We start from the raw sequence: 21,379 nt of genomic DNA, 5'->3' as shown, positions 1-21,379 counted from the left end.
CACGTCTGTGCGGTAACGAACAGACCTATTGGCGTCGACAGTCAGCCCAGTTGGATCCGATCATGTCAAGATCATTGAGAAATAGCCGCCAATCAAGGCGAGGACGGTTGTCAGTGCATAGCTCACGGGATAAGGAATAGCCGCGACCGAACTTTGGGATTCCTCCATGATTGCGTTCAGGCTTGGCGTGCTGTTCCGCGCACCTGTCGAGGCGCCGTCCGAAATGATTGCATTGAGGCCGAATACCTTAATTCCGACATAGAAGGCGACGAGCGGCGGTATAAGAGCTCCAGCGACACCTATCAGTGCAAGCCACAGGAGCGTATCCCCACTCAGGGCGGAAATGACCTTGGGCCCTACGTTTGCGGAAAGGACGGCCACAAAGGCATTCAGGCCGAAGTCCTGCAGGAAACTTCGCGCCCCTTCGTTTACGGGACCGCCGAAATTAGGGTTACGGCTACGGAAATAGCTGACACCCACCCCAGCCATGATGACCCCAGCCGATGTTCCCAGAGAGAAAGGGATTCCCGAGATTGTGACTGTGACGATCCCCACCAGGTAACCTGCCAGCATGGCAAGCGCAAGATACAGGACCTCAGACTTCATCGTCGCCAAGATGGCTTGGCCACCCAACTGTTTGGCCATCACCTTAATAGCCGCATCTGGCCCGGTCAGGCGTAAAACGTCGCTGAACTGCACCTCGATTTTGGGTCCAAGTGGTAGTTCGTTGCCGGCACGAAATAGGGCCTGGACGGTGACGCCGCCAGGCATAACCTGACCAAGTTCGGCAAGGCTTTTACCGGCGTGGTTGTGTTTACCAACATGGATGTCGGCAACCACCAATGGGATCCTGCGCGCCAAAGACATGTCAGATTCCGGACCAATCAGCCCCCCATCTGTATGAATCAGGTCATGGACATCACCGCGCACCGTGATGATGTCATCCTTCGTCAGCGTAAGATCGCCGCTCAGATCCAGCACCTCACCGTCGCGCACGACCTGGATGATGGGTACTTGCGGAAAATCGATGGCCAGTCGCGACAGTTTTTGGCCGACGAAGTCCTTGTGGGTAACGGCAAAAGCGCGCAGATCATAGGGCGAAAAGCCCATGACCAACGCACCGGGTCCGCCGGGGACGGGATCCGTCGCGCCCCCGCTGAACTGCGCCTCGGCCAGTTTTGCCTCGGCTTTGGCATCGTAGCCGAAGATGCGTGGAAGGTAGCGGATGAGCAAGATGGTAAACACGGTCGAAAGGACATAGCTGATCGCATAAGCCGCCGCCATATTGGCGCCGACTTGTTCGACGCTCGTGCCAGCAGGCGGGACATAAGCCCCGCTGGCAAGAGCGCCCTGACCGACGCCCAAGACCGCTGTGATGGTGTAGCTTCCTGATATCAGCCCTGTGGCATAGCCCGGCGCCAGGCCGACCAGTTTGGCGCCGAAATAGCATATGACCCAGTTCAGGCTCCAGACGATTACACCGATCCCGACGAAGGCCGGTCCTCCTTTTCGTAGACCTGCAAAGAATTGCGGTCCCACCTTTAAGCCCAAGGCATACATGAACAAGAGCAGCATGAACGACGACAGGATGCCAGGGATGGCATACGTGATGCCATACGCAGCCTGGGCAGTCATAGACAGCACGACGCCGACCAGAAGTGTGCCTGCTGTGGAACCCAGCGATATTGTCTTGAAGCTAAACTTGCCGATCAAGGTGCCAATCGCGAGCGCGAGCAGGACGAATGCGATGGGCTGGTTACCCAGAAGCTGGAAAAAGCCGTGTAACCCAGCCTCTGTCACGGGCCTGATCGTTTCGAAAACCTGCCCGATCACTCCGCTTGCTAAGGGTCCCTCACTGACTTGGGCCGCCGCAGGAGCGGCGAATAACATTGCCAAGAGTGCCCCCCAGACCATGCGTATCAAGATCGTCCGATCGCGATTCGCGATTTTAAGCATGATGGAATCCTGGCTTCGCAGTGGAGTTGGGGACCGGGTTCTCCAAAAGGTGGTCAATCGCGCGTTTTAGATCGTCCAGTAGAAGCTGCGCCAGGTCTCGACTGACGCCGTGACGAATAAGAATGCGCTGAACCACCGTCGTTTGCCGATTCAACGGTAGAGGATAAGAGGCGATCAGCCAGCCTCGCATCCGCACCCGTTCTGAGAGGTCGTATAGCGTAAAACCGCAATTTTCGTCCTTGAGCTTGTAGGCAACGGCCGGAATACCCCCATGACCGTCATAGACCATTTCGAGCTGCTTGATCTTGGAGAGTTCGACGCCCAGCCATTGGGCCGTATCCGAACAGGCCTTCTGAACAGCCGTGTATCCGTCCCATCCAAGCCGCAGGAAGTTGTAATATTGCGCGATGATCTCGCCGCCGGGGCGCGAAAAATTCAGCGCGAAGGTCGGCATGTTACCGCCAAGGTAGTCGACGTAGAAAATGAGTTCCTCGGGCAGGTCTTCCTTGGACGACCAGATCACCCAACCACATCCCAGCGGCGCAAGCCCGTATTTGTGACCTGAGGCGTTAATCGACCGAACGCGTTTGATCTTGAAATCCCAAACAAGGTCTTTCTGGATAAACGGCGCGATGAATCCACCGGAAGCTGCGTCTACATGGATCGGAATGTCGAAGCCCAGGTCGCGCTGGATGGCATCTAGCTCCTTAGCCAATGCCTCGACCGGTTCATAGACGCCGGTGAACGTAACGCCCAGCGTGGCCACGACACCGATGGTATTTTCGTCGCAATACTTGCGTAAGTCTTGGGGTTTGAGCCCAAGTGCGTCCCCTTCAAGCGGCACCTCCCGAATCTCGACATCAAAATATCGCGCGAACTTCTGCCAGCATATCTGCACAGGACCGGTAACGATGTTGGGCTTGAAGGTGTCTTTGCCCTCAGCTTCGCGCCTTTTACGCCACTGCCACTTGAATGCCAGCCCACCTAGCATCGCCGCCTCACTGGAGCCTGTCGTCGAACAGCCTATGGTTTCGCGCGATTTATCGGCATGCCAAAGGTCGGCAATAATATGGACGCAGCGGTTCTCGATCTCGGCAGTCTGTGGATATTCGTCCTTGTCGATCATGTTCTTGTCAACGGCTTCGGTCATTAGTTGCTTGACCTCGTCCTCAACCCAGGTCGTACAAAAGGTCGCGAGGTTCTGCCGCGAATTTCCGTCCAGCATGAGTTCATCACGGACAAGCGCATAAGCCGCGCGAGGCTCTGTGCGGCCCTTGGGAAGCCGGTACTTAGGGAGACTGTGTTGCGAGGCGTCAGTTGCGTAAATGTCCTGCAGGCTGGACTGTTTCTCTGGATTAACGCTATGAATTGGCATGATATTTCCTTTGAAGTACAGGGAGCCGTTGGGGGCCAGGTACGTGACCTCGGAAGGCCGGCGAGGATGTGCACACAGCAGTTTTCTATCTCTGCTGTCTGTGGGTATTCATCCAATTGCATAAAGTCGTATAAGAGGAATGCTGACTGCTGGGTTTTGTACCCGCCTTCCAGGGGTTTATGTCTGGAGTTTGATTGGCAGCCAAGGTCACACGCCCCAAAGTGCTTGATGTCATCGCAATCATAGGGTGAGGGGGCAAACACAGAGGTGGATCACGCTGACCGGCTTGTATGGCTGCGTTGGCAAAAGGCTTTTAACCGAACAATGTCGATGATCTCGACGCTACGCCCTTCAACGGTCATTAAGCTCAGCTCGCGCAGGCGCGCAATCGCCCGGCAAATCGTTTCGGACCTTACGCCAATCGACAAGGCAATGTCCTCACGTGACATGCGCAACAGAAAACGGTGCTTTGAGTAGCCCCGTTCTGCAAAGCGTTTGGACAGCCCTAACATGAAGACTGCCAGGCGTTCTTCTGAGTTGTAGTGCCCCAGCGTGAACAGTCTGCTTTGACCGTAGGTGATTTCGCGACTGAGCATTCTGCTGAGGTTCAAGCGCAACGCGGGCAGTTCGCGGGCGAGACTTTCGAGGCGCCGATAAGAAATCATATACGCCTCACTGTCCTCCAGTGCCACCGCTGAACATAAGTGCAACTCCCCGGTAATGGCTTCCAAGCCCAACGGTTCTGCTGACATGGTAAAACCCGTGACCAGGCTAAACCCTTGATCGCTGACCAGAACGGTTTTAAAACTACCGTGCCTTACAAAGTATAAATATTGTGCGTGCCCCCCCGCATGATAAAGCTCGGCACCTTTGTTAATGCGCACCGTGTGGGTGATTAATTCATCGAAACGCTCACACTCCGCCTCAGAGCGCTCCAGCGACAAAAACGCCTCATAAATAGCAGAGTGATCAACGGGCTTCACCGGATCGTAGGCGCGCAAGGGCAAAGACGTAACAGGTCTTGTTCGTTCGGTATTGATTAGCATCATGCACACTCCAGCATCGTCGACTGAGGCGTTACCCGAAGGTGGACGACAGGTCGAGTTCATAAATGATGTCATCATCGCCAGTGGCCGGGTACCGGCTATGAAATCCGAGGCTTCGGGCCAGGCGATGCATACCAAAGTTGTTGACCTGATGGACCGACATCATTGTTTTGAACCCATTGCGTTTGGCCGCAAGGATCAGGTGCCCCATTAACAGCGTTGCCATGCCCTGACGCTGCCAGCGGTCCGCGATGACCACCGTGCAATCACACTGTGGGTTACCGGCAGTCGCGTCATAGCGACTTATTCCGACTTCCGTCAGTTGACCGTTCTCATGAACCATGGCGATGTATGCCATACGGTTGAGGTGGTCCACATCCATCAGTTGGTCCAGCAGCGACACATCCGGTTGCCCCATGGCGCCAAAAAAACGTGTGCGAAACGACTCGGCACCCAGCTGTTGAATAAATGTGAATTCACGTTGACGATCTTGTGCATGCAACGGCCGAATCAACACATGGGTATCGTTGTTCAAGGCCTCTATCCAATGCTCGTCGGGAGGTTCGTGGCCGAGCCCCGCGAGGATGTGTTCTACCGCATAGTCATTGATCATGACGGGCTCCCGTTTCAAGAAGTGAAAAAGTGGCGTCGAGCACCAAGACAGCAGCGTCTTCGAGCGTGCCGACGTCGGGCTCACGATCAAGCATCTGTGTGCACTGGAACGGGCTGGCGATTTTATTCAATACCATCGCGTACATGGCGCGCCTCCACTCAGCTGTACAGCCGGCGGAAGACCGCCGGGAGCAAATCCGGCAAATCTTCTGCCAACAAACCAGGTCCAAACTCGACCGCCGCCGCGCCGTGCAACCAAACACCTGCGGCCGCCGCCGTAAAAGCCGGAACGCCCTGGGCGAGCAAGCCCAAAATAATCCCACCCAGGACATCGCCGGAGCCTGCGGTGGACAAGGAAGATGGCGCGTTGGTATTAATGATTGCGCGGCCATCCGGCGCTGCGATCACGGTGTCACTGCCTTTGAGTACCACGACCGCCGCGCAACGCAGGGCTGCGGCTCGCGTGCGGGTCAGCTTGTCGCCGGCGGGGTCGAATATCCGGCGGAATTCACCTTCATGTGGGGTCAGCACGCAAGGCCCGCGTATCGCACGGTCCAGGGCTTCGGGGTCATCCTGAAAGACCGTAATTGCATCAGCGTCAATCACCGTGGGGCGCCCGGTTGCAAGCATCGCCAAGACGTGGCCGAACGTGTCTTTGTTAACACCGGCACCGGGACCGACCAACCACGCGGAAAAACGGCTGCCGTCCAGTAGATGACCAAAGTCTTCCGGGGTTACCCAGGGGTGCACCATGATGCTGTTGAGTGTCGCGGCGTACACCGGCAACGCTATGTCAGGCACGGCAATCGTCGTCAGGCCCGCACCGGCCCTTGCTGCACCTCTGGCGGCCATGCGGGCGGCCCCAGCCATCGGGTAACCACCGAATATCAATGCATGCCCGCGGCTATGTTTATGGGTATCGGCCTGCGCTCGCGGCAGGTCGGCGAGCCACAACGCCGGATCATTCTCAAAAGCTAGCGGTGTGAGGGAGCCCAGCACCGATTTAGGGTTGCCGATATCGGCAACCACGACTTCACCGCACAGGTCTCTACCGGGCAATAACAGGTGGCCGGGCTTTTTGCGGAAAAACGTCACGGTCAGCACCGCCGCTACAGCCCCCAGCGCGGCGCCCGTGTCGCCCATGACGCCGCTGGGCGTATCAATCGCAACAATCGGTACACAACTTCGGCCAGCTGCAGCCAGTGTATCGAGTGCCTGTCCCTCAAGCGGGCGGCTGAGGCCTGCGCCAAAGAGTGCATCGACGATCAATTCAGCACCTTGTAGTACCGGCGGGCTGAGTGCTTCGACCTCCCCGCTCCATCGCTGTGCATGTTGCCTTGCTTCATCCTGGAGGCTGAAACGGCTACCTAGCATGGCGACCCTCACCGGCCAGCCGGCCTCTGCCAACAGGTGCGCGGTGACGAACCCGTCCCCGCCGTTATTGCCTGGCCCGCACAACACCAACAGCGGCCTGGGCGCCCATCGGGCTTCAATTGCGTGCGCCACAGCCGCACCGGCATTGCCCATCAATTCGAAAGACGAGACGCCGGCCGCCACCGATAACCGGTCGGCTTCAACCATCTGTCGCACGGTTAACAAGGCGCTCTGGCTGCTTGCCTCAGACCCTGAACTCAACCTGTTCATGCGTTTTACTCTCTTAAACAGCAGCGAAATCTATGACCACTCGCGAGGGAACGTCACCGTGCTCAAGGCGCTCGAACACCTGGTTGATCGCTGACAGTGGTTGCAATTCAATGTCGGCTTTAACCTTGCCTTGAGCCGCGAAGTCCAGTGCTTCAGCCATGTCCTGACGATTGCCGACAAACGAGCCACGAACGGTGATGCAGTTGGCAACCACCTCGAACAAAGGCAGCGGGAACTCACCCGGTGGTAGCCCCACCAGTACGCACGTGCCGTGCTTGCGAGTCATGCCCACGCCTTGGCGGAAGGCACTCAGGGACGGCGCAGTAATCAGTACGCCATGGGCACCGCCACCGGTGGACTTGATGACAGCCTCGATGGGGTCGCCCTGTTTGGCGTTGACCACCGCATCGGCCCCAAGGCGTGTGGCATGTGCCAGTTTGCTGTCGTCGATGTCCACGGCGCAGACTCTCAACCCCATGGCTTTGGCGTACTGCACCGCCAAATGGCCAAGGCCGCCGACCCCGGAGACCAGCAGCCACTGCCCTGGGCGAGTCGCCGTTTCCTTGATGCCCTTGTAAGTGGTGACGCCCGCGCAGATGATCGGCGCAGCTTCGCAAGCCGATAGCCCTTCAGGGATGTGAGCCACGTAATTCGGGTCGGCCAGGATGTACTCGGCAAAACCGCCGTTCTGGGTGTACCCGCCGAACTGCGCCTGGGCACAGACCGTCTCCCACGCGCTGAGGCAGTACTCACAATGCCCGCACGCCGAATACAACCAGGGCACGCCGACCCGCTCACCTTCCTTGACGCTGGTGACACCTTGCCCCAGCGCCGTCACGATGCCGATACCCTCATGCCCGGGGATAAACGGCAGCCCGGGCTTAAGCGGCCAGTCGCCCCGCGCCGCATGCAGGTCGGTATGACAGACCCCGCAGGCTTCGGTGCGAACCAGGATCTGGCCGGGACCCGGCGTCGGAATGTCGCAACGTTTGAGCACCAGCGGTTGACCGAACTGTTCAACGACAGCGGCTTGCATTGTTTGAGTCATGAGAACATCCTTTTTTGCGCAGTCCACTGGGTGGGGCAGCATGAGCTGTGGGCTTCGCAGGCCATTAAACCGGTGCGTCGATAGCGACATATCGCACCAGTTTCTGGTTGACGAAGGCCTGGATACCTATCTCGCCGAGTTCACGCCCGTAACCGGAGTTTTTGATCCCACCAAAAGGCAACTCGGCATCAGACCAACTGATGTTGTTGATGAACATCATGCCGGTGTCTACCCGGCTGGCGACGCGCAGTCCACGGCCCACGTCCTCAGTAAATACCGAGCCGCCCAGGCCGAAGTCCGAGTCGTTGGCCAGCGCGATGGCCGCTTCTTCATTCTTGACCCGGAAAAACAGCGCCACAGGGCCAAAAAATTCGCCTCTGAACGTTGGGTTGTCCGGTGCGATGTTAGTCAGGATGGTCGGGCTCATATACGAACCGGGACGATGCAGTCGCTCACCGCCAAGCAGTACCTCTGCACCGGAAAACACCGCATCATCAACCTGCACCAACAACTGTTGCAGGGCCGACTCTGTCGACAGGGGGCCGAGCGTCGTGCTCTCGAGCATCGGGTCGCCAGGCTCCAGCTGCGCCAGTGCGGCCCTGAAGCGCTGGATAAAAACATCGGCGACGTCCTCGACCACGATGAACCGTTTCGCGGCGCAGCACGTCTGCCCACAGTTGTACATGCGGCCCCACACCGCCCATTTGATGGTGAGGTCCATGTCGGCGTCTTCCAGAACAATAAAGGCGTCGCTGCCGCCCAGTTCCATTGACGACGGTTTGAGGTTGGCCCCGGCCCTCGCCGCGAGACTGCGGCCCGCAGCTACACTGCCGGTCAGGACAACGCCTTTGACTCTTGCATCATCGACCACGCTGTCCGATTGCTCGTGGGATATCAGCAGGTTCGTGTAAAGCCCCACGGGCGCACCCGCCTCGATCAATAACGCCTCGAAAGCCATCGCGCACTGCGGCACACAGCCGGCATGCTTGACCAGCAGTACGTTGCCGGCCATCAAATGCGGCCCGGCCACACGTGCCAGTTGGTAGTAGGGGAAGTTCCAAGGCTGCACCCCGAAAATCACCCCAATAGGACTGCTTTCAATGTGCGCCTCCCCTTCTTCAGGATGAAGCTTGCGGCGCATCAAAAAGCGCTCAGCGTTTTGCGCGTAGTAGTCCAGTATGTCCGCGCTGAAGCTCACCTCACCACGTGCCTCACTGATGCGTTTTCCCATCTCCAAGGTCGCTAGCCGGGCAAATTCGTCTGCCCTGGAACGCATCAAATCAGCGGCCCTGCCAATGATGGCGGCACGTGCCGTGTAGGAGGTGTGCTTCCAGCTTTGAAAGCAGCGCTGCGCGGCGGCCAGTTTTGCCGCCAGCGCCTGGTCGCTGATGTACTCGAAAGTTTCCAACAACTGGCCGTCGCTGGGATTTACGCTTGTATACGCCATGGTGAATGCCTTTCCCGTGAGAGGATGCACGCCGAAGGATTTCGGCTAAGAGCACCTCAGTGCTCCCAAGGAGGTGACTGCGCAACAGTGCAGACATCCACGTTAGGCGTCTGAATGACTGGTGGGTAGCCTCGGAAACTACCTACACTGAGGGTCCAAGCCATCGCGTAACAGGCCAACACCCATGACCCGATTCATACGCCGCCATGCAGAAACCCATAACAGCAGCCGAATCGGCTGGCTGAGGGCAGCCGTGCTGGGCGCAAACGACGGAATTGTCTCAACCGCCAGCTTGCTGATCGGCGTTGCTGCCGCCAGCACGACCCACCACACACTCATCGTCACGGGTATCGCAGGGCTGGTGGCGGGCGCTATGTCGATGGCGGCGGGCGAGTATGTGTCGGTGCACTCCCAAGCAGATACCGAGCACGCCGACCTGCTCAAAGAGAAGAAAGAGCTTGAGACCAAGCCCGAGGCTGAGCACCGGGAACTGGCCCAGATCTATGTCGGACGTGGCCTTGAGCCCGAGCTCGCCAGGCAGGTGGCCGTCCAGTTGATGGCACATGATGCCTTGGGCTCGCATGCGCGGGACGAACTGGGGATCTCCAAGGAACTGAGCGCCAAACCCCTCTCGGCTGCATTCGCCTCGGCGATGAGTTTTATTGTTGGCGCTGCGTTGCCCGTTGCGGTCACCTTGATGGTGACGCTTGAAAACGTGATCCTCTGGATATCGATCATGTCCCTTGTGTTTCTTGCGGCCCTGGGGGCTGTCGCCGCAAAGGCCGGAGGCGCGCCGTTGCTGGCAGGCGCCTGGCGTGTGACATTTTGGGGGGCGCTGGCGATGATCATTACCGCGCTGGTCGGCCGGCTATTTGGCGCAGTCGTATAACGCTGCACCTGTCATCCTGGATGATTCAGGAATAGGAGCAAATCAGTGTCAGGAACTCGTTCTCGACACTGACACCCGCAGGCGCTCTTTCATCTGAAATGAACAGCTCGCCGTTGTAGTAGGCGAAATAGGCCGAGTTTTGCGTGCCTCGCTGGCGAGCGAAACCACACACTGCAAGATCACGTCCAGCAATGTTCACCGCCGTCGCGTAGACCGGGTCGAACACCCACCCTGCGCCCTCGAGCCCGGCAAGCGCCTTGGTCTTGGCGATGTGCTCGTCCTTGGCGGCGACTGCTACCTTGATGCGAGGCTGGCTCAGACTTTCAATCGAGTCCGGTGTGGTCACGCCGGTTTGAGCAGGCGTATGGCTGCACCCGGCCAGGCATGCCCCTGCCAGTCCGAGCGAGGCAATAACCCCCGCTGACCCACATCCGCCGCGATTAATTAACACGTCCGGCCTTCTTGAGGGTGAGTTGCGCACGCTCATTGACCTCATCCGCAGACTTCTTGGCAGCGAGAGCCGCCTGCAGGGCCTTATCGGCCTTTGCTGATGACTCATCCGCGTGCACCCGTGCCGCCGTCGCCATGTCTTCAGCGCCACTGATCCGCGCATCAATTTCTTGTCGCCGATAGCCACAGCCAGCGGTCAAAACCAAGCTCACGATTAATGACGTGATCAAAATGAGCCGTCTCATGGTGTCGCTCCTCTATTTTCAGGGGTGGGTGCAGGCTTTGCTGGTAACGCGACGTTCACAGTATTCGTTTAAGGGATATCGCAGCAGGCTCGGAAACTACTCAGGCCGGTGCGAAATCAGTTGCCGATGTCATGCAGTGCCTTGAACGCCTTGAACAACACACAAGGATCAATCGCGCCTTTGTAGACTTTCGGGGGTTGACGCTTGAGCCCAAGCAGGCTGGAAACCCGACACCGTGGCGTACGTATGGAGTACTCCACGATGAAGACAACGTCTACGTTTGACCCTGTTGCTGTCGTCCTGCTCACGCAACTGCCTGTCGGTCATTGAGCCGTGTGTGCTACCGCACAGAACGAAGCCTTGCCTAGGCGCATCTTCACGCTTGGACCAAGGGACGTGAGTTCGGGAAGGAGAGCGACAATGGTGTCTGTCTACTGGCGTGAACGGCACATGGGCCGGGGTTGGTTTCCATGGTGATGCTTGGCCCAATAGAAGATATTCAGTGGCCGAACACTGATTACGCATTGTCGGAACAGCGCCGCATGCGGCCACTGATCGTCGGAAATTGGAAGATGAATGGCCTTGCGGAACAGCTCAGCGAGATCGAAGCGATGGCCGCGTCAGTCAATGCAACGCCGCCACCGATCGACGCTTTGATCTGCTTGCCCGCCACCCTGATCGCGCGAGCCGTGGTGACGGCCACCGGTCGCATCGCCATCGGTGGCGAGGATTGCAGTGCCGAAGTCTGCGGCGCGTTTACCGGCGACATCAGCGCAGAGATGCTCAAGGATGCTGGCGCTCGCGCCGTCATCGTCGGGCATTCGGAACGCCGTCAGCAGCACGGGGAGACGGATGCAGGCGTAGCAGCTAAGGCCAATGCGGCCTGGCGCGCTGGCCTTCTGGCAATCATCTGCATCGGTGAAACGCACACACAGCGACTGGCAGGCAAAGCCTTGTCCGTCTGTGCCACGCAGATCACCGGGAGCGTGCCCGAAGGCATAACAGCGTCCAACACCGTGATCGGCTACGAGCCACTCTGGGCCATCGGCTCCGGCGAGGTGCCTACCCACTCGCAGATCATAGAAATGCATGCGCACATCAGGGCATGCCTGACCCAGCGTCTGGGTACAGAAGGTCAAAAGCTGCGGATCCTGTATGGCGGTTCAGTCAACCCCTGCAGTGCCGACGCCATCCTGAGGCTGCCGCAAGTCGGTGGCGTGCTGGTCGGTGGTGCCAGTCTGAAGGCTGCGGATTTTCTTGCGATTTGCCGCGCCGCCCCGGTGGTGCCTGCGCATCCCCCCACTACACCAAAGGAACAGAGACGATGAACGACGCACTGACGTTACGGCCAGAGCCTGAAGGCATGGACGTCGCAAGGCTTCCGGCCACCGATGTTCCCACGTTGGACGCAGAAGCATTGTGGCGAATAAACGCTTACTGGCGAGCTGCGAATTACATCTCGGTTGGGCAAATGTATCTCTATGACAACCCACTGCTACGCGAACCATTGACGATGGCACACGTCAAGCCGCTCGTTGTCAGTCACTGGGGCACAACACCTGGTCAGAACTTCATCTATGTGCATTTGAACCGGGTGATCAAGCGCCTCGATCTGGACATGATCTACATTGCGGGCCCCGGCCATGGTGGCCCGGCCATTGTCGGCAATGTCTACCTCGAAGGTACCTGGAGCGAGGTCTATCCGAATGTCGGCCAGGATGAAGCGGGACTGAAGAAGCTGTTCAAGCAGTTCTCGTTTCCGGGGGGAATTTCCAGCCATGTAGCGCCCACGACGCCGGGGTCGATCCACGAGGGTGGGGAACTCGGTTATTCCCTCAGCCATGCCTTCGGTGCCGCCTTTGATAACCCCGACCTGATAGTTGCCTGTGTGATTGGCGACGGTGAAGCCGAGACCGGACCGTTGGCCAGCGCGTGGCAATCCAACAAGTTCCTGGATCCGGTGACCGACGGTGCGGTACTGCCTATTCTGCATCTGAACGGCTACAAGATCAGCAACCCCACGCTACTGGCACGCATTGAGCCTGACGAACTGGAACAGTTCCTGCGCGGCTGCGGCTGGGCCCCTTACTTTGTCGAAGGCGATGACCCTGCGACGATGCATGAACTGATGGCCAGCGTCCTCGACAAAGCCATCGCCCACATCAAGCAATTGCAAGTGCGTGCCCGCGAGAATGGTGCGGCCACGCGACCTCGCTGGCCGATGATCGTGCTTAGATCACCTAAGGGCTGGACGGGGCCGAAAGTCGTCGACGGGCTACCGATTGAGGGCACCTTTCGGTCGCACCAGGTGCCGCTGGTGGTCGATGGCAATCACCCTGAACACTTGGCGCAGCTCGAATGCTGGATGAAAAGCTACAAGCCAGAGGAGCTGTTCGACGAACGCGGGCGACTGATCGCTGAGCTGGCCGACATGGCCCCCAAAGGCCTGCGGCGCATGGGCGCCAACCCAAACGCAAACGGCGGGCTGTTGCTACACGATCTGCAGATGCCGGACTTTCGTGTACATGCGGTTCATGTGCCCTCCCCCGGTGCTGTTTTTGCGCAAGACACCTGGGTCCTTGGTGATTTTTTCAAGGATATCGTCACGCTCAACCCGCATAACTTTCGCATCTTCGGGCCAGATGAAACATTGTCAAACCTGCTCGGCGCCGTCTTCCAGGTGACCAATCGCCAATGGGACGCCGCCAGTGTTGCGAACGACGAGTTTCTTGCGCCTGCCGGGCGCGTCCTCGATGCCATGCTCAGCGAGCACCAATGCGAGGGCTGGCTGGAGGGCTATCTGCTGACCGGCCGGCACGGGCTGTTCAACAGCTACGAGGCGTTCATCCGCATCATCGACTCGATGTTCAGCCAGCACGCCAAGTGGCTCAAGGTCACTAAGGAGCTGGCGTGGCGCCGGCCGATCGCCTCACTGAACTACCTCCTCGCTTCGCACGTCTGGCAGCAGGACCATAATGGCTTCACCCACCAAGACCCGGGTTTCCTCGATCATGTGATCAACAAGAAAGCCGACATCGTTCGCGTCTATCTGCCGCCTGATGCGAATTGCCTGCTGTCGACCTTCGACCACTGCCTGCGTAGCCGCAATTACGTCAACGTCGTCGTCGCCGGCAAGCATGCGTTACCTCAATGGTTGACCATGGATGAAGCCGTGGTGCATTGCACTCAGGGGGTTGGGATCTGGCAATGGGCCAGCAACGATCAGGACACAGAACCGGATGTGGTGATGGCCTGTTGCGGCGATACGCCAACTCTGGAAGTCCTGGCGGCCGTGTCCATCCTGCGCGAACATTTGCCTGAGCTGAAGATCCGTGTGATCAACGTTGTCGACCTGATGAAGCTGCAGTCGGCCAGCGAGCACCCGCATGGGCTGAGTGATGCGGACTACGACTCGCTGTTTACCAAGGACAAGCACATCATCTTCGCTTTCCACGGCTACCCTTGCCTGGTCCACCGGCTGACCTATCGGCGAAACAACCGCAACCTGCATGTGCGCGGCTACAAGGAGGAAGGGACGATTACCACGGCTTTTGACATACGGGTCCAGAACGACCTGGACCGGTTCCATTTGGTGCAGGACGTTGTCGACCGCCTGCCTCACCTAGGCAGTAAAGGCGACTACTTGAAGCAGAAGGTTCGGGACAAGCTTGTCGAACATAAGCTTTACATCGAACAGCACGGCGAAGACCTGCCCGAAATCCTCAACTGGAAGTGGGAGGCGTACGCATGAACGCGGCACGACTTGTCGATACGGCACGCCTCATGCTCGCTACCGGTAAGGGGCTGCTAGCGATGGACGAGAGTACCCCAACCTGCAATGAGCGTTTCGCCGCGCTCGGCATTCCACAGACCGAAGCATCACGACGCGCATGGCGCCAGCTCATCATCACCACGCCGGGGCTGGCCGACAGCATCAGTGGCGTGATTCTCTTTGATGAGACGATCCATCAGCGGTGCGCCGATGGTACGTCGTTCGTGAAGGTACTGGAGGACGCGGGCATCGTGATAGGCATTAAGGTCGACACCGGCGCGAAGCCTCTGGCTGGCCACTCTGGCGAAAAAATCACGGAAGGGTTGGACGGTTTGCGCGAGCGGCTGCAAGGCTATTCTGCAATCGGTGCGCGCTTCGCCAAATGGCGTGCGGTGATCTCGATACAAGAGGGTCTTCCCAGCACTGCCTGCATCGCCGCCAACGCGCATGCGCTGGCCCGTTACGCGGCCCTTTGCCAGGAAGCCGGGCTCGTGCCCATCGTTGAGCCTGAGGTGCTGATGACTGGCGACCACACACTGCAGCGTTGCGCCGACGTGAGCCTGCGGGTGCTGCACGAGGTTTTCGAGCAACTGCATGTTCAGGGCGTACTCCTGGAAGGTATGGTGCTGAAGCCCAACATGCTCCTACCGGGCTTGAACTGCTCCCAGCAAGACCACATAGACAAGGTGGCTGATGCCACCGTGACAAGCCTCCTGCGTGCTCTGCCCGCTGCGCTGGCGGGCGTCGCATTCCTGTCAGGCGGCCAAAGTGCCGAGCTCGCATCCGCGAGGTTGAACGCGATGAACCAGCGTTACAAGTGGCGCCTGCCCTGGGCATTAACGTTTTCTTTCGCGCGAGCGATTCAACAGCCAGCACTCGAGATCTGGCGCGGCGAGCCCGGCAACGTGGTGCAAGCGCAGAGGATGCTGGAGCACCGCGCCGCTTGTAACAGTGCGGCGCAGCAAGGCAATTACTCGGCCGCGATGGAGGCCATCAGCGATGTATAGCCGGTGGGCCCCAGTGTGAGCGATCGAGCGTAACGAGATCGCCTATGCATTCGATCGTGATATCCGCAGCCGGTTGTGCCGCGATAATCTTCGAGTCCAGTGCATAGTGGCCCTGGCGAATGAAGACGGTGGTTAGCCGCTCCCGCCATATCGACTTCATCGCAGCCAGAACGCCCAGTTTGTCGTCAACCATCACGTAGTGACGAGCGGGATAATGGCGCTGCACGGCAGGTAGCATTTTTTCCTTGTGCACATAAATCAGAGCACGCCCCTGCACGGCCTGCCACAACCCCGAGCGTTGTATTTTGCGCGGCTGTAACACGATGTCGCCGTCGGACAGGATGACAGTCGACCCATACTGATCCAAATGGACGAGGGTCTCTAAAGCGCGAGCATAGATACGATCAGCAAACGGGTAGTCAATCAAAAAGGCGGCCGCCATCATCAGTTGCTGTTCGTTGGCATCACCGTGTTCGAGTTCAAGCCGGTATTGCTGCAAGGCGCCGAGGTAGTCGACATAGCCAAGCGCGTTGCGCAATCTGTCGAAGATGCTCCAATAGCGCCGTGCGCAGGTACTGCCCAATTGCTGCTTTAAATAGTTGTGAAAGTCGACCACGACACGGTCGCCGTCGAGCAAGGTGTTGTCGACGTCCAGCAAGAACACCACTTCGCGTTCAGTCATGGCGATCACTCACTGAGTATGCGCTGCGACGGCAGGGTAAACAGGCCTGCTCAGATGGGTTGGGTGAACATAGGGCTGCAGTCGGTCGGTCTCATGCTTGACCACGGCGTAGCACTCGCAACTCAGTGACTCAAGCCGGGGGCGGTCCAGCACGGTGATTAGGCCGCGGCTATAGTCAATAACGCCAAGCTTTTGCAGCTTGCGGGCGGCCTCGGTAATCCCTTCGCGACGAACACCCAGCATGTTGGCGATGAGCTCTTGGGTCATCGTCAGTTGGTTACCGGATAGACGGTCCAGCGACAACAACAGCCAGCGGCACAGCTGCTGATCGATTGAGTGATGGCGATTGCAGACCGCCGTCTGGGCCATTTGAGTGATCAAGGCCTGGGTGTAACGCAGCGTCAGCTGCAACATTTCGCCGTGGCGATTGAACTCGTCCTTGAGCAACTGCGCCCTCAGCCGGTAAGCGTAACCGGCGCATTGAACGACGGCCCGGCTCGAAGTGCTCTCGCCGCCCATGAACAAGGCCACACCGATCAACCCTTCATTGCCCACCACCGAAATATCGGCCGCCGCTCCGTTTTCCATGACGTAAAGCAGTGAAACGATGGAGTCGGTCGGAAAATAGACATAGCGCAGGACATCGCCGGGCTCATACAGGACTTTACCAACGGGAAATGACACCAATTCGAGGTGAGGGATCAGACGACGGCGGACCTCGCTGGGCAGTGCCGCCAGCAGATGATTTTTTTGGAGGCTCGGTGTCTCGGACATATCAGTAGCCTTTTTGCTGGACGCGTCCTATCAAGGTAGTCGCGTGCTGCACCCGTGAGTAGCCTCGGAAACTACCTAGTGGACTGGCGCGAAAGGCTGGAGGTGGCGAAGGTGAGCGGTCGCCAGAGAACGGGGGCGACGTCAGGGCGCTCCGTATGGTGAGCGTGCGTCACCGCACAGACGCCAGGGGGCGTAGGGCACACAGTGTTGTTAGCCACACTCGGCCTGCCGCGGTGCTCTGTGCTAAAGACATTGATCAATGCTCAACAAAGGACAGTCCTATGTTACGAAGCATGCAAGACCTGAAGGATTACACCATCGCGGCGACCGATGGGGATATCGGGGAAGTGAAAGACTTCTACTTCGACAATGAAGCGTGGGTAATCCGTTACTTCATTGTCGAGACCGGTGCCTGGTTCTTCAGCCGTAAAGTCCTCATCAGCGCGTTTTCCATACAACGCCCCGAGTGGGAGCAGCGACGATTGCAGGTCGCAATCACCCAGGAACAAGTCAAAAACAGCCCCGATATCGATACTGATAAGCCTGTGTCTCGGCAGCACGAGATGCAATACCTGAGTTACTACGGGTATCCGTATTACTGGGTGGGCGCCAATATTTGGAACGCCGGCCCAGAACCAGAAGGTTTTGGGCTGCCAGGGGGCGAAGTCGAAGAAGCGCGTGCGCGCCATCAGGGCGACGACCCTCATTTACGCAGTTGCAAAGCAATTATCGGTTATCACATCAAAGCCACTGATGGCGCAGTGGGGCATGTCGAAAGCCTGCTGATCAATGAGGACACTTGGGCAATTCAGTATTTGGTGATCAACACCAGCCATTGGTGGATCGGACACAAAGTACTGATTGCGCCTGAGTGGATTGACGAGATCAGTTGGGCGGACAGATCCGTCACTGTCGACCTCGACTGTGCGTCGATCAAGGCATCGCCACCCTTTGAGTCGTCGCAACAGTTGAACCGCGAACGCGAGTCGAAGCTATACGAGCACTACGGGCGTATGGGCTACTGGCAGGTTGAAACCCTTGTAGAGACACAGGTTTTCCATCCAGAGGACAAGACATGAGTGACCTTACGTTACGTAGACGTATTCTGGACGAGCTGGAGTTCTTACCGCACATCGACGCCGGCGCGATCGGTGTCACCTTGCAAAGCGGTGTTGTTGTGCTGACAGGCCATGTAAGAACCTACGCTGAAAAAATTGCGGTTGAAGGCGCCGTCCAGGCCATAAAAGGTGTAGTGGCGCTGGCCGAAGAGCTGGAAGTCCGAGTATCAGGACCAGACGCTGTTGAAGACAGTGTGATCGCCTCGCGTTGCCTGGACCTGGTTCGCTGGAACACGACAGTGTCCGATGAGCCCATTCACATCAAGGTGCAGCACGGATGGGTGACGATCCAGGGACACGTAGAATGGCAGTACCAGAAAGAAGCGGTGCAGAACGTTATAGAACAATTGCAAGGTGTCGTCGGTATCGACAATCTTTTGGCCATACAGCCTAAAGACAGTACTCAAGACATCAAAAAGCTCATCGACGCAGCTTTGACACGAAGTGCTGGACTGGATGTAAGCAAAATTCGCGTCACTGTCCATGGCAATCAAGTGACCCTTGAAGGCACCGTTTCGCAATGGCGTGAACGTAAAGCGGTCGAGCAAGCAGCTTGGGCGGTGGCCGGTGTCAGTCAGGTAGAAAATCACCTGCTCATCGACTGACTCGACACCTTACGCCGCCAGGCAGCCACCGCCGGTCGGAGAATCTGGCGCAGACACGTTCGCATTCAACAGGCTCGCCCTCAGCCTAGTCGGGATAACTTTCAACAGGCTGGCGGTTAGTCGGCCCCAAACGGTATTGGAATGACATAGCACTGCTGGCAGGACATTGCGTATCACTCAAAGGAGTGTAGGCTCCGTGGTAGGAGCGCTCCTTCGGAACGCTGTGATATGGACAATCAAAATGCCTGTTTGCCTTCCACTCGACGTTGGAACGGCCACGCCCAAGGAGGTCACCCCATCCCCTTCAGCCGACGCTGCAACGCTGCGTTCAAAACAGGGGGCTTCACCTCACGTTACTGCCCCGAACTCCCTTGATCAGTTGCACTCGCTGAACAATGAACTTACGGAGATGAACGATCAGCTTCGGGGTTCACTGGAACAGCAACGGGCCACCTCTCAGATGGCGTTGAATGTGCTGCACAGCACCCACATTGCAGCCATTTTGCTAGACGCCGATCTGAATATCCGCTTGTTCACTCCCGCCAGTCAGTCATTGTTCAACATTCTCAATCAGGACATTGGACGACCTCTGGCTGACCTTCGCCCGATGGCCACCGATATTAATTTGTTGGATGACGCCAGAACCGTCATACGCGACAGGGTTCCACTGGAGCGCGACGTCGAGTCGCACAGTGGCGTGAGTTTTACCCGGCGTATTTCGCCCTACAACCAGCAAAACGATTTTGTTGAGGGCGTGGTCATTACCTTTACGGACATAGGCGACAAAAAGCAGATGTCCAAAGCACTCGAAATTGCCAAGCAGCACGCCGAACTGGCGAGTGCCGATCGCCTGCGCTTTCTCGCTTCGGCAAGCCATGAACTTCGTCAGCCGTTGCAGACACTCAAGTTATTGCAGGGCCTGTTGTTGGGATTGCTTGACGATGAGCAACCCCGAAAGCTGACCGCAAGAATCGGCGAAACGGTGGGTGCAATGTCCGGCATGCTGAATGCGCTTCTGGATATCAACCACATTGAAACGGCTGCTAATCGCGCCAACATAGTCAGCTTTCGCATCAGTGACTTACTGGAACGACTGGCTGAGGAGTTCGGCTACAAAGCGGGCGCTAAAGGTTTAAAACTCAAGGTCGTACCGTGTCAGCTCATCGTGGAAAGTGACCCGCGCCTGCTCGAGCAAATGTTGCGTATCTTGCTGTCGAATGCACTGCAATACACCCATGAGGGCCGCATATTATTAGGCTGCCGCCGTCATGGAGGGTGGCTCAGCATTGAAGTCTGGGATACGGGCATCGGCATACCCACGCCGACAGTGGAGTCTTACCTTGATAACAGTGCACCTATCGCCAACGCGTCCAATGAAAACACTACCGGTTTGTTTATCGTCAAGCGGTTGTGCAAGGTGTTGGGGCATCGCCTGCGAGCGCAATCGGGTAACACCCGCGGGTCAGTATTTTCTATCGATGTCACTTTTTACCATCCGGCCATGTCGTTGAGCCCCACTCAGCCAGACGCTGATCCAAACGAGAAAGGTAAAACCCATGACGGTGAAGTGATCCTCATTATTGAGGATGACGTGGAGCTGCTGGAGTTATTGGGCATGTTGCTCAAGTCCGAAGGTTATCAAGTGGAAATGGCCGCCGACGGACTGAGCGCCCTGGAGAGGGTCACACACGGTGGCGTACAACCTGACTTGATACTGGCTGACTTTAATTTGCCGGGTTCTTTAAATGGTTTACAGGTCATCAATCAGTTGCGCAAAACACTGCGTCGCTTCATGCCTGCCATCATTCTGACGGGTGATATCTCTCGGCAAACTTCCCATGACGTGGCTTTTGAACACTGCTCTCAACTTAATAAACCGGCGAAGCTAAAAGAGATTGTATTCGTTATTGCTTCTCTACTTGATCAGAAGCGTTTGGCAAACGTCGAGTACGAACAACACCCGTGCGTCGACCCTGCCGGTAAAGAGGCATCGACCATATTCGTAGTCGATCGCGACGATTTCTTTCGCAATACCATCCGAAGTTTACTCGAGTCCAAAGACTATCGGGTTCGAGATTACGCCTCATGCGAGGCGTTTCTGGAGGACTACTCCCCCGGTCTGCGTGCCTGCTTGCTGGTTGATGCACACCTCCCCGGCATGCAGGGTTTAGAGCTTCTAGAGCGGTTGAGAGGTAATGGCGATGATCTGCCAGCCGTCATGATCAGCGATAGCAGGGAAATTTCAATTGCCGTTAATGCCATGAAAGCCGGCGCCTGTGACTTTATTGAAAAGCCCTTTAGTCGTCATGAAGTGCTGCACACTGTTGCGCGAGCGCTGGAGTACTCGCTGGACGTCAATAAAAAGATGGCATGGACTCAGAACGCTACCCACTGCATTAACAGCTTGACGTTGCGGCAACGCCAAATCATGGACATGGTGCTTGCCGGGCATCCGAGCAAAAACATTGCCGTCGAACTTGGAATCAGCCAACGCACGGTCGAGAACCATCGCGCGTCGATCATGACGCGTACCCATTCAAAATCGATTCCAGCCCTGGCGCGTATTGCACTGGCGGCAACCTCAAAGACACCAGCGAAGTCGACCTTCAGGGGTAAGTCCTCTAAAGCGTAGGTTTCGTCGGCACGCTGCTCGCGTGTTCCAGGGACCACAGTCATGGCGTGCCTTATGTACGCCAACAGACAGACGAC

General features: G+C 57.5%; 20 protein-coding genes. 7 read left to right on the top strand and 13 right to left on the bottom strand.

Going from position 1 to position 21,379, the window contains the following annotated elements; all coding sequences use genetic code 11:
- Nucleotides 1-60: 60 nt before the first annotated feature.
- The 8 genes from FW764_RS24110 to FW764_RS24075 all read right to left on the bottom strand — a co-directional run bounded on the left by FW764_RS24110 (nt 61) and on the right by FW764_RS24075 (nt 9,128).
- A complete protein-coding gene (locus tag FW764_RS24110) occupies nt 61-1,956 on the bottom strand; it encodes an aspartate:alanine exchanger family transporter (protein ID WP_446436066.1) in 1,896 nt (631 codons plus the stop codon).
- Nucleotides 1,949-3,331, bottom strand: coding sequence for a glutamate decarboxylase (locus tag FW764_RS24105; RefSeq protein WP_446436065.1), 1,383 nt, complete (start codon nt 3,329-3,331; stop codon nt 1,949-1,951). The genes FW764_RS24110 and FW764_RS24105 overlap by 8 nt, the downstream gene beginning before the upstream one ends.
- A 272-nt stretch (nt 3,332-3,603) precedes the next feature.
- Nucleotides 3,604-4,380: a cyclic nucleotide-binding domain-containing protein gene (locus FW764_RS24100; protein ID WP_446436064.1), complete on the bottom strand. Its 777-nt coding sequence runs from the start codon at nt 4,378-4,380 to the stop codon at nt 3,604-3,606.
- A 28-nt stretch (nt 4,381-4,408) separates the two neighbouring features.
- Nucleotides 4,409-4,990: an N-acetyltransferase family protein gene (locus FW764_RS24095; RefSeq protein WP_446436063.1), complete on the bottom strand. Its 582-nt coding sequence runs from the start codon at nt 4,988-4,990 to the stop codon at nt 4,409-4,411.
- Nucleotides 4,980-5,135 (bottom strand): hypothetical protein, encoded by a 156-nt coding sequence (locus FW764_RS24090; protein ID WP_446436062.1) that lies wholly within the window; start codon nt 5,133-5,135, stop codon nt 4,980-4,982. The genes FW764_RS24095 and FW764_RS24090 overlap by 11 nt, the downstream gene beginning before the upstream one ends.
- 13 nt (nt 5,136-5,148) lie before the next feature.
- The gene (locus tag FW764_RS24085) at nt 5,149-6,570 is read right to left on the bottom strand and encodes an NAD(P)H-hydrate dehydratase (RefSeq protein WP_446436061.1); all 1,422 of its coding nucleotides are present in this window, start codon (nt 6,568-6,570) and stop codon (nt 5,149-5,151) included.
- A gap of 76 nt (nt 6,571-6,646) precedes the next feature.
- A complete protein-coding gene (adhP, locus tag FW764_RS24080) occupies nt 6,647-7,681 on the bottom strand; it encodes an alcohol dehydrogenase AdhP (protein ID WP_446436060.1) in 1,035 nt (344 codons plus the stop codon).
- A 64-nt stretch (nt 7,682-7,745) separates the two neighbouring features.
- On the bottom strand, nt 7,746-9,128 hold the full coding sequence (locus FW764_RS24075) for an NAD-dependent succinate-semialdehyde dehydrogenase (RefSeq protein WP_446436059.1): 1,383 nt from the start codon (nt 9,126-9,128) through the stop codon (nt 7,746-7,748).
- A 184-nt stretch (nt 9,129-9,312) separates the two neighbouring features.
- On the opposite strand from FW764_RS24075, the gene FW764_RS24070 reads away from it, so the two are divergent.
- Nucleotides 9,313-10,017, top strand: a complete 705-nt coding sequence (locus FW764_RS24070) for a VIT1/CCC1 transporter family protein (protein WP_446436058.1) — start codon at nt 9,313-9,315, stop codon at nt 10,015-10,017.
- A gap of 25 nt (nt 10,018-10,042) precedes the next feature.
- Here FW764_RS24070 and FW764_RS24065 read toward each other — a convergent pair whose 3' ends face one another.
- The 3 genes from FW764_RS24065 to FW764_RS24055 form a co-directional block, all read right to left on the bottom strand.
- Nucleotides 10,043-10,504, bottom strand: a complete 462-nt coding sequence (locus FW764_RS24065) for a hypothetical protein (RefSeq protein WP_446436057.1) — start codon at nt 10,502-10,504, stop codon at nt 10,043-10,045.
- Complete coding sequence (locus FW764_RS24060; RefSeq protein WP_446436056.1) at nt 10,458-10,712, bottom strand: Lpp/OprI family alanine-zipper lipoprotein; 255 nt, start codon at nt 10,710-10,712, stop codon at nt 10,458-10,460. The genes FW764_RS24065 and FW764_RS24060 overlap by 47 nt, the downstream gene beginning before the upstream one ends.
- A 116-nt stretch (nt 10,713-10,828) precedes the next feature.
- Entirely contained in the window at nt 10,829-10,972 is a 144-nt protein-coding gene (locus tag FW764_RS24055) for a hypothetical protein (protein ID WP_446436055.1), read from the bottom strand.
- A 210-nt stretch (nt 10,973-11,182) separates the two neighbouring features.
- On the opposite strand from FW764_RS24055, the gene tpiA reads away from it, so the two are divergent.
- From tpiA to FW764_RS24040, 3 genes are read left to right on the top strand one after another with little or no spacing between them, the layout of a single operon-like run.
- The gene (gene tpiA / locus FW764_RS24050; RefSeq protein ID WP_446436054.1) at nt 11,183-12,040 is read left to right on the top strand and encodes a triose-phosphate isomerase; all 858 of its coding nucleotides are present in this window, start codon (nt 11,183-11,185) and stop codon (nt 12,038-12,040) included.
- A 35-nt stretch (nt 12,041-12,075) separates the two neighbouring features.
- The gene (locus FW764_RS24045) at nt 12,076-14,463 is read left to right on the top strand and encodes a phosphoketolase family protein (protein ID WP_446436121.1); all 2,388 of its coding nucleotides are present in this window, start codon (nt 12,076-12,078) and stop codon (nt 14,461-14,463) included.
- Nucleotides 14,460-15,491 (top strand): class I fructose-bisphosphate aldolase, encoded by a 1,032-nt coding sequence (locus tag FW764_RS24040; RefSeq protein ID WP_446436053.1) that lies wholly within the window; start codon nt 14,460-14,462, stop codon nt 15,489-15,491. Before FW764_RS24045 ends, FW764_RS24040 begins: the two co-directional genes overlap by 4 nt.
- Here the strand turns inward: FW764_RS24040 and FW764_RS24035 are convergent.
- Together FW764_RS24035 and FW764_RS24030 are read right to left on the bottom strand one after the other, a co-directional pair.
- Entirely contained in the window at nt 15,478-16,173 is a 696-nt protein-coding gene (locus tag FW764_RS24035) for an HAD family hydrolase (RefSeq protein ID WP_446436052.1), read from the bottom strand. The two genes, FW764_RS24040 and FW764_RS24035, sit on opposite strands and share 14 nt — an antisense overlap.
- 9 nt (nt 16,174-16,182) lie before the next feature.
- Nucleotides 16,183-16,947 carry a Crp/Fnr family transcriptional regulator gene (locus tag FW764_RS24030; RefSeq protein WP_446436051.1) on the bottom strand — a complete coding sequence of 255 codons (765 nt, stop codon included), beginning with the start codon at nt 16,945-16,947 and terminating at the stop codon, nt 16,183-16,185.
- A 281-nt stretch (nt 16,948-17,228) separates the two neighbouring features.
- Between FW764_RS24030 and FW764_RS24025 the strand changes: the two genes are divergently transcribed.
- From FW764_RS24025 to FW764_RS24015, 3 genes are all read left to right on the top strand, one after another.
- Nucleotides 17,229-18,026 (top strand): PRC-barrel domain-containing protein, encoded by a 798-nt coding sequence (locus FW764_RS24025; RefSeq protein ID WP_446436050.1) that lies wholly within the window; start codon nt 17,229-17,231, stop codon nt 18,024-18,026.
- On the top strand, nt 18,023-18,670 hold the full coding sequence (locus FW764_RS24020) for a BON domain-containing protein (RefSeq protein WP_446436049.1): 648 nt from the start codon (nt 18,023-18,025) through the stop codon (nt 18,668-18,670). The genes FW764_RS24025 and FW764_RS24020 overlap by 4 nt, the downstream gene beginning before the upstream one ends.
- Nucleotides 18,671-19,079: 409 nt before the next feature.
- Complete coding sequence (locus FW764_RS24015) at nt 19,080-21,302, top strand: response regulator (RefSeq protein WP_446436048.1); 2,223 nt, start codon at nt 19,080-19,082, stop codon at nt 21,300-21,302.
- The last annotated feature ends 77 nt before the right edge of the window (nt 21,303-21,379 follow it).

It is taken from the genome of Pseudomonas sp. 1152_12 (assembly GCF_052850675.1).
The sequence above is the reverse complement of the archived record's forward strand: the minus strand, read 5'-3'. Positions and strand labels throughout refer to the sequence as shown.

Coding starts and splice junctions, on each gene's coding strand:
- FW764_RS24065 (WP_446436057.1), bottom strand. CDS start 10,504: ATGAGCGTGCGCAACTCACCCTCAAGAAGGCCGGACGTGTTAATTAAT.
- FW764_RS24060 (WP_446436056.1), bottom strand. CDS start 10,712: ATGAGACGGCTCATTTTGATCACGTCATTAATCGTGAGCTTGGTTTTG.
- tpiA (WP_446436054.1), top strand. CDS start 11,183: ATGGTGATGCTTGGCCCAATAGAAGATATTCAGTGGCCGAACACTGAT.
- FW764_RS24100 (WP_446436064.1), bottom strand. CDS start 4,380: ATGATGCTAATCAATACCGAACGAACAAGACCTGTTACGTCTTTGCCC.
- adhP (WP_446436060.1), bottom strand. CDS start 7,681: ATGACTCAAACAATGCAAGCCGCTGTCGTTGAACAGTTCGGTCAACCG.
- FW764_RS24035 (WP_446436052.1), bottom strand. CDS start 16,173: ATGACTGAACGCGAAGTGGTGTTCTTGCTGGACGTCGACAACACCTTG.
- FW764_RS24085 (WP_446436061.1), bottom strand. CDS start 6,570: ATGGTTGAAGCCGACCGGTTATCGGTGGCGGCCGGCGTCTCGTCTTTC.
- FW764_RS24095 (WP_446436063.1), bottom strand. CDS start 4,990: ATGATCAATGACTATGCGGTAGAACACATCCTCGCGGGGCTCGGCCAC.
- FW764_RS24030 (WP_446436051.1), bottom strand. CDS start 16,947: ATGTCCGAGACACCGAGCCTCCAAAAAAATCATCTGCTGGCGGCACTG.
- FW764_RS24075 (WP_446436059.1), bottom strand. CDS start 9,128: ATGGCGTATACAAGCGTAAATCCCAGCGACGGCCAGTTGTTGGAAACT.
- FW764_RS24040 (WP_446436053.1), top strand. CDS start 14,460: ATGAACGCGGCACGACTTGTCGATACGGCACGCCTCATGCTCGCTACC.
- FW764_RS24090 (WP_446436062.1), bottom strand. CDS start 5,135: ATGTACGCGATGGTATTGAATAAAATCGCCAGCCCGTTCCAGTGCACA.
- FW764_RS24020 (WP_446436049.1), top strand. CDS start 18,023: ATGAGTGACCTTACGTTACGTAGACGTATTCTGGACGAGCTGGAGTTC.
- FW764_RS24025 (WP_446436050.1), top strand. CDS start 17,229: ATGTTACGAAGCATGCAAGACCTGAAGGATTACACCATCGCGGCGACC.
- FW764_RS24110 (WP_446436066.1), bottom strand. CDS start 1,956: ATGCTTAAAATCGCGAATCGCGATCGGACGATCTTGATACGCATGGTC.
- FW764_RS24045 (WP_446436121.1), top strand. CDS start 12,076: ATGGACGTCGCAAGGCTTCCGGCCACCGATGTTCCCACGTTGGACGCA.
- FW764_RS24015 (WP_446436048.1), top strand. CDS start 19,080: ATGAACGATCAGCTTCGGGGTTCACTGGAACAGCAACGGGCCACCTCT.
- FW764_RS24105 (WP_446436065.1), bottom strand. CDS start 3,331: ATGCCAATTCATAGCGTTAATCCAGAGAAACAGTCCAGCCTGCAGGAC.
- FW764_RS24070 (WP_446436058.1), top strand. CDS start 9,313: ATGACCCGATTCATACGCCGCCATGCAGAAACCCATAACAGCAGCCGA.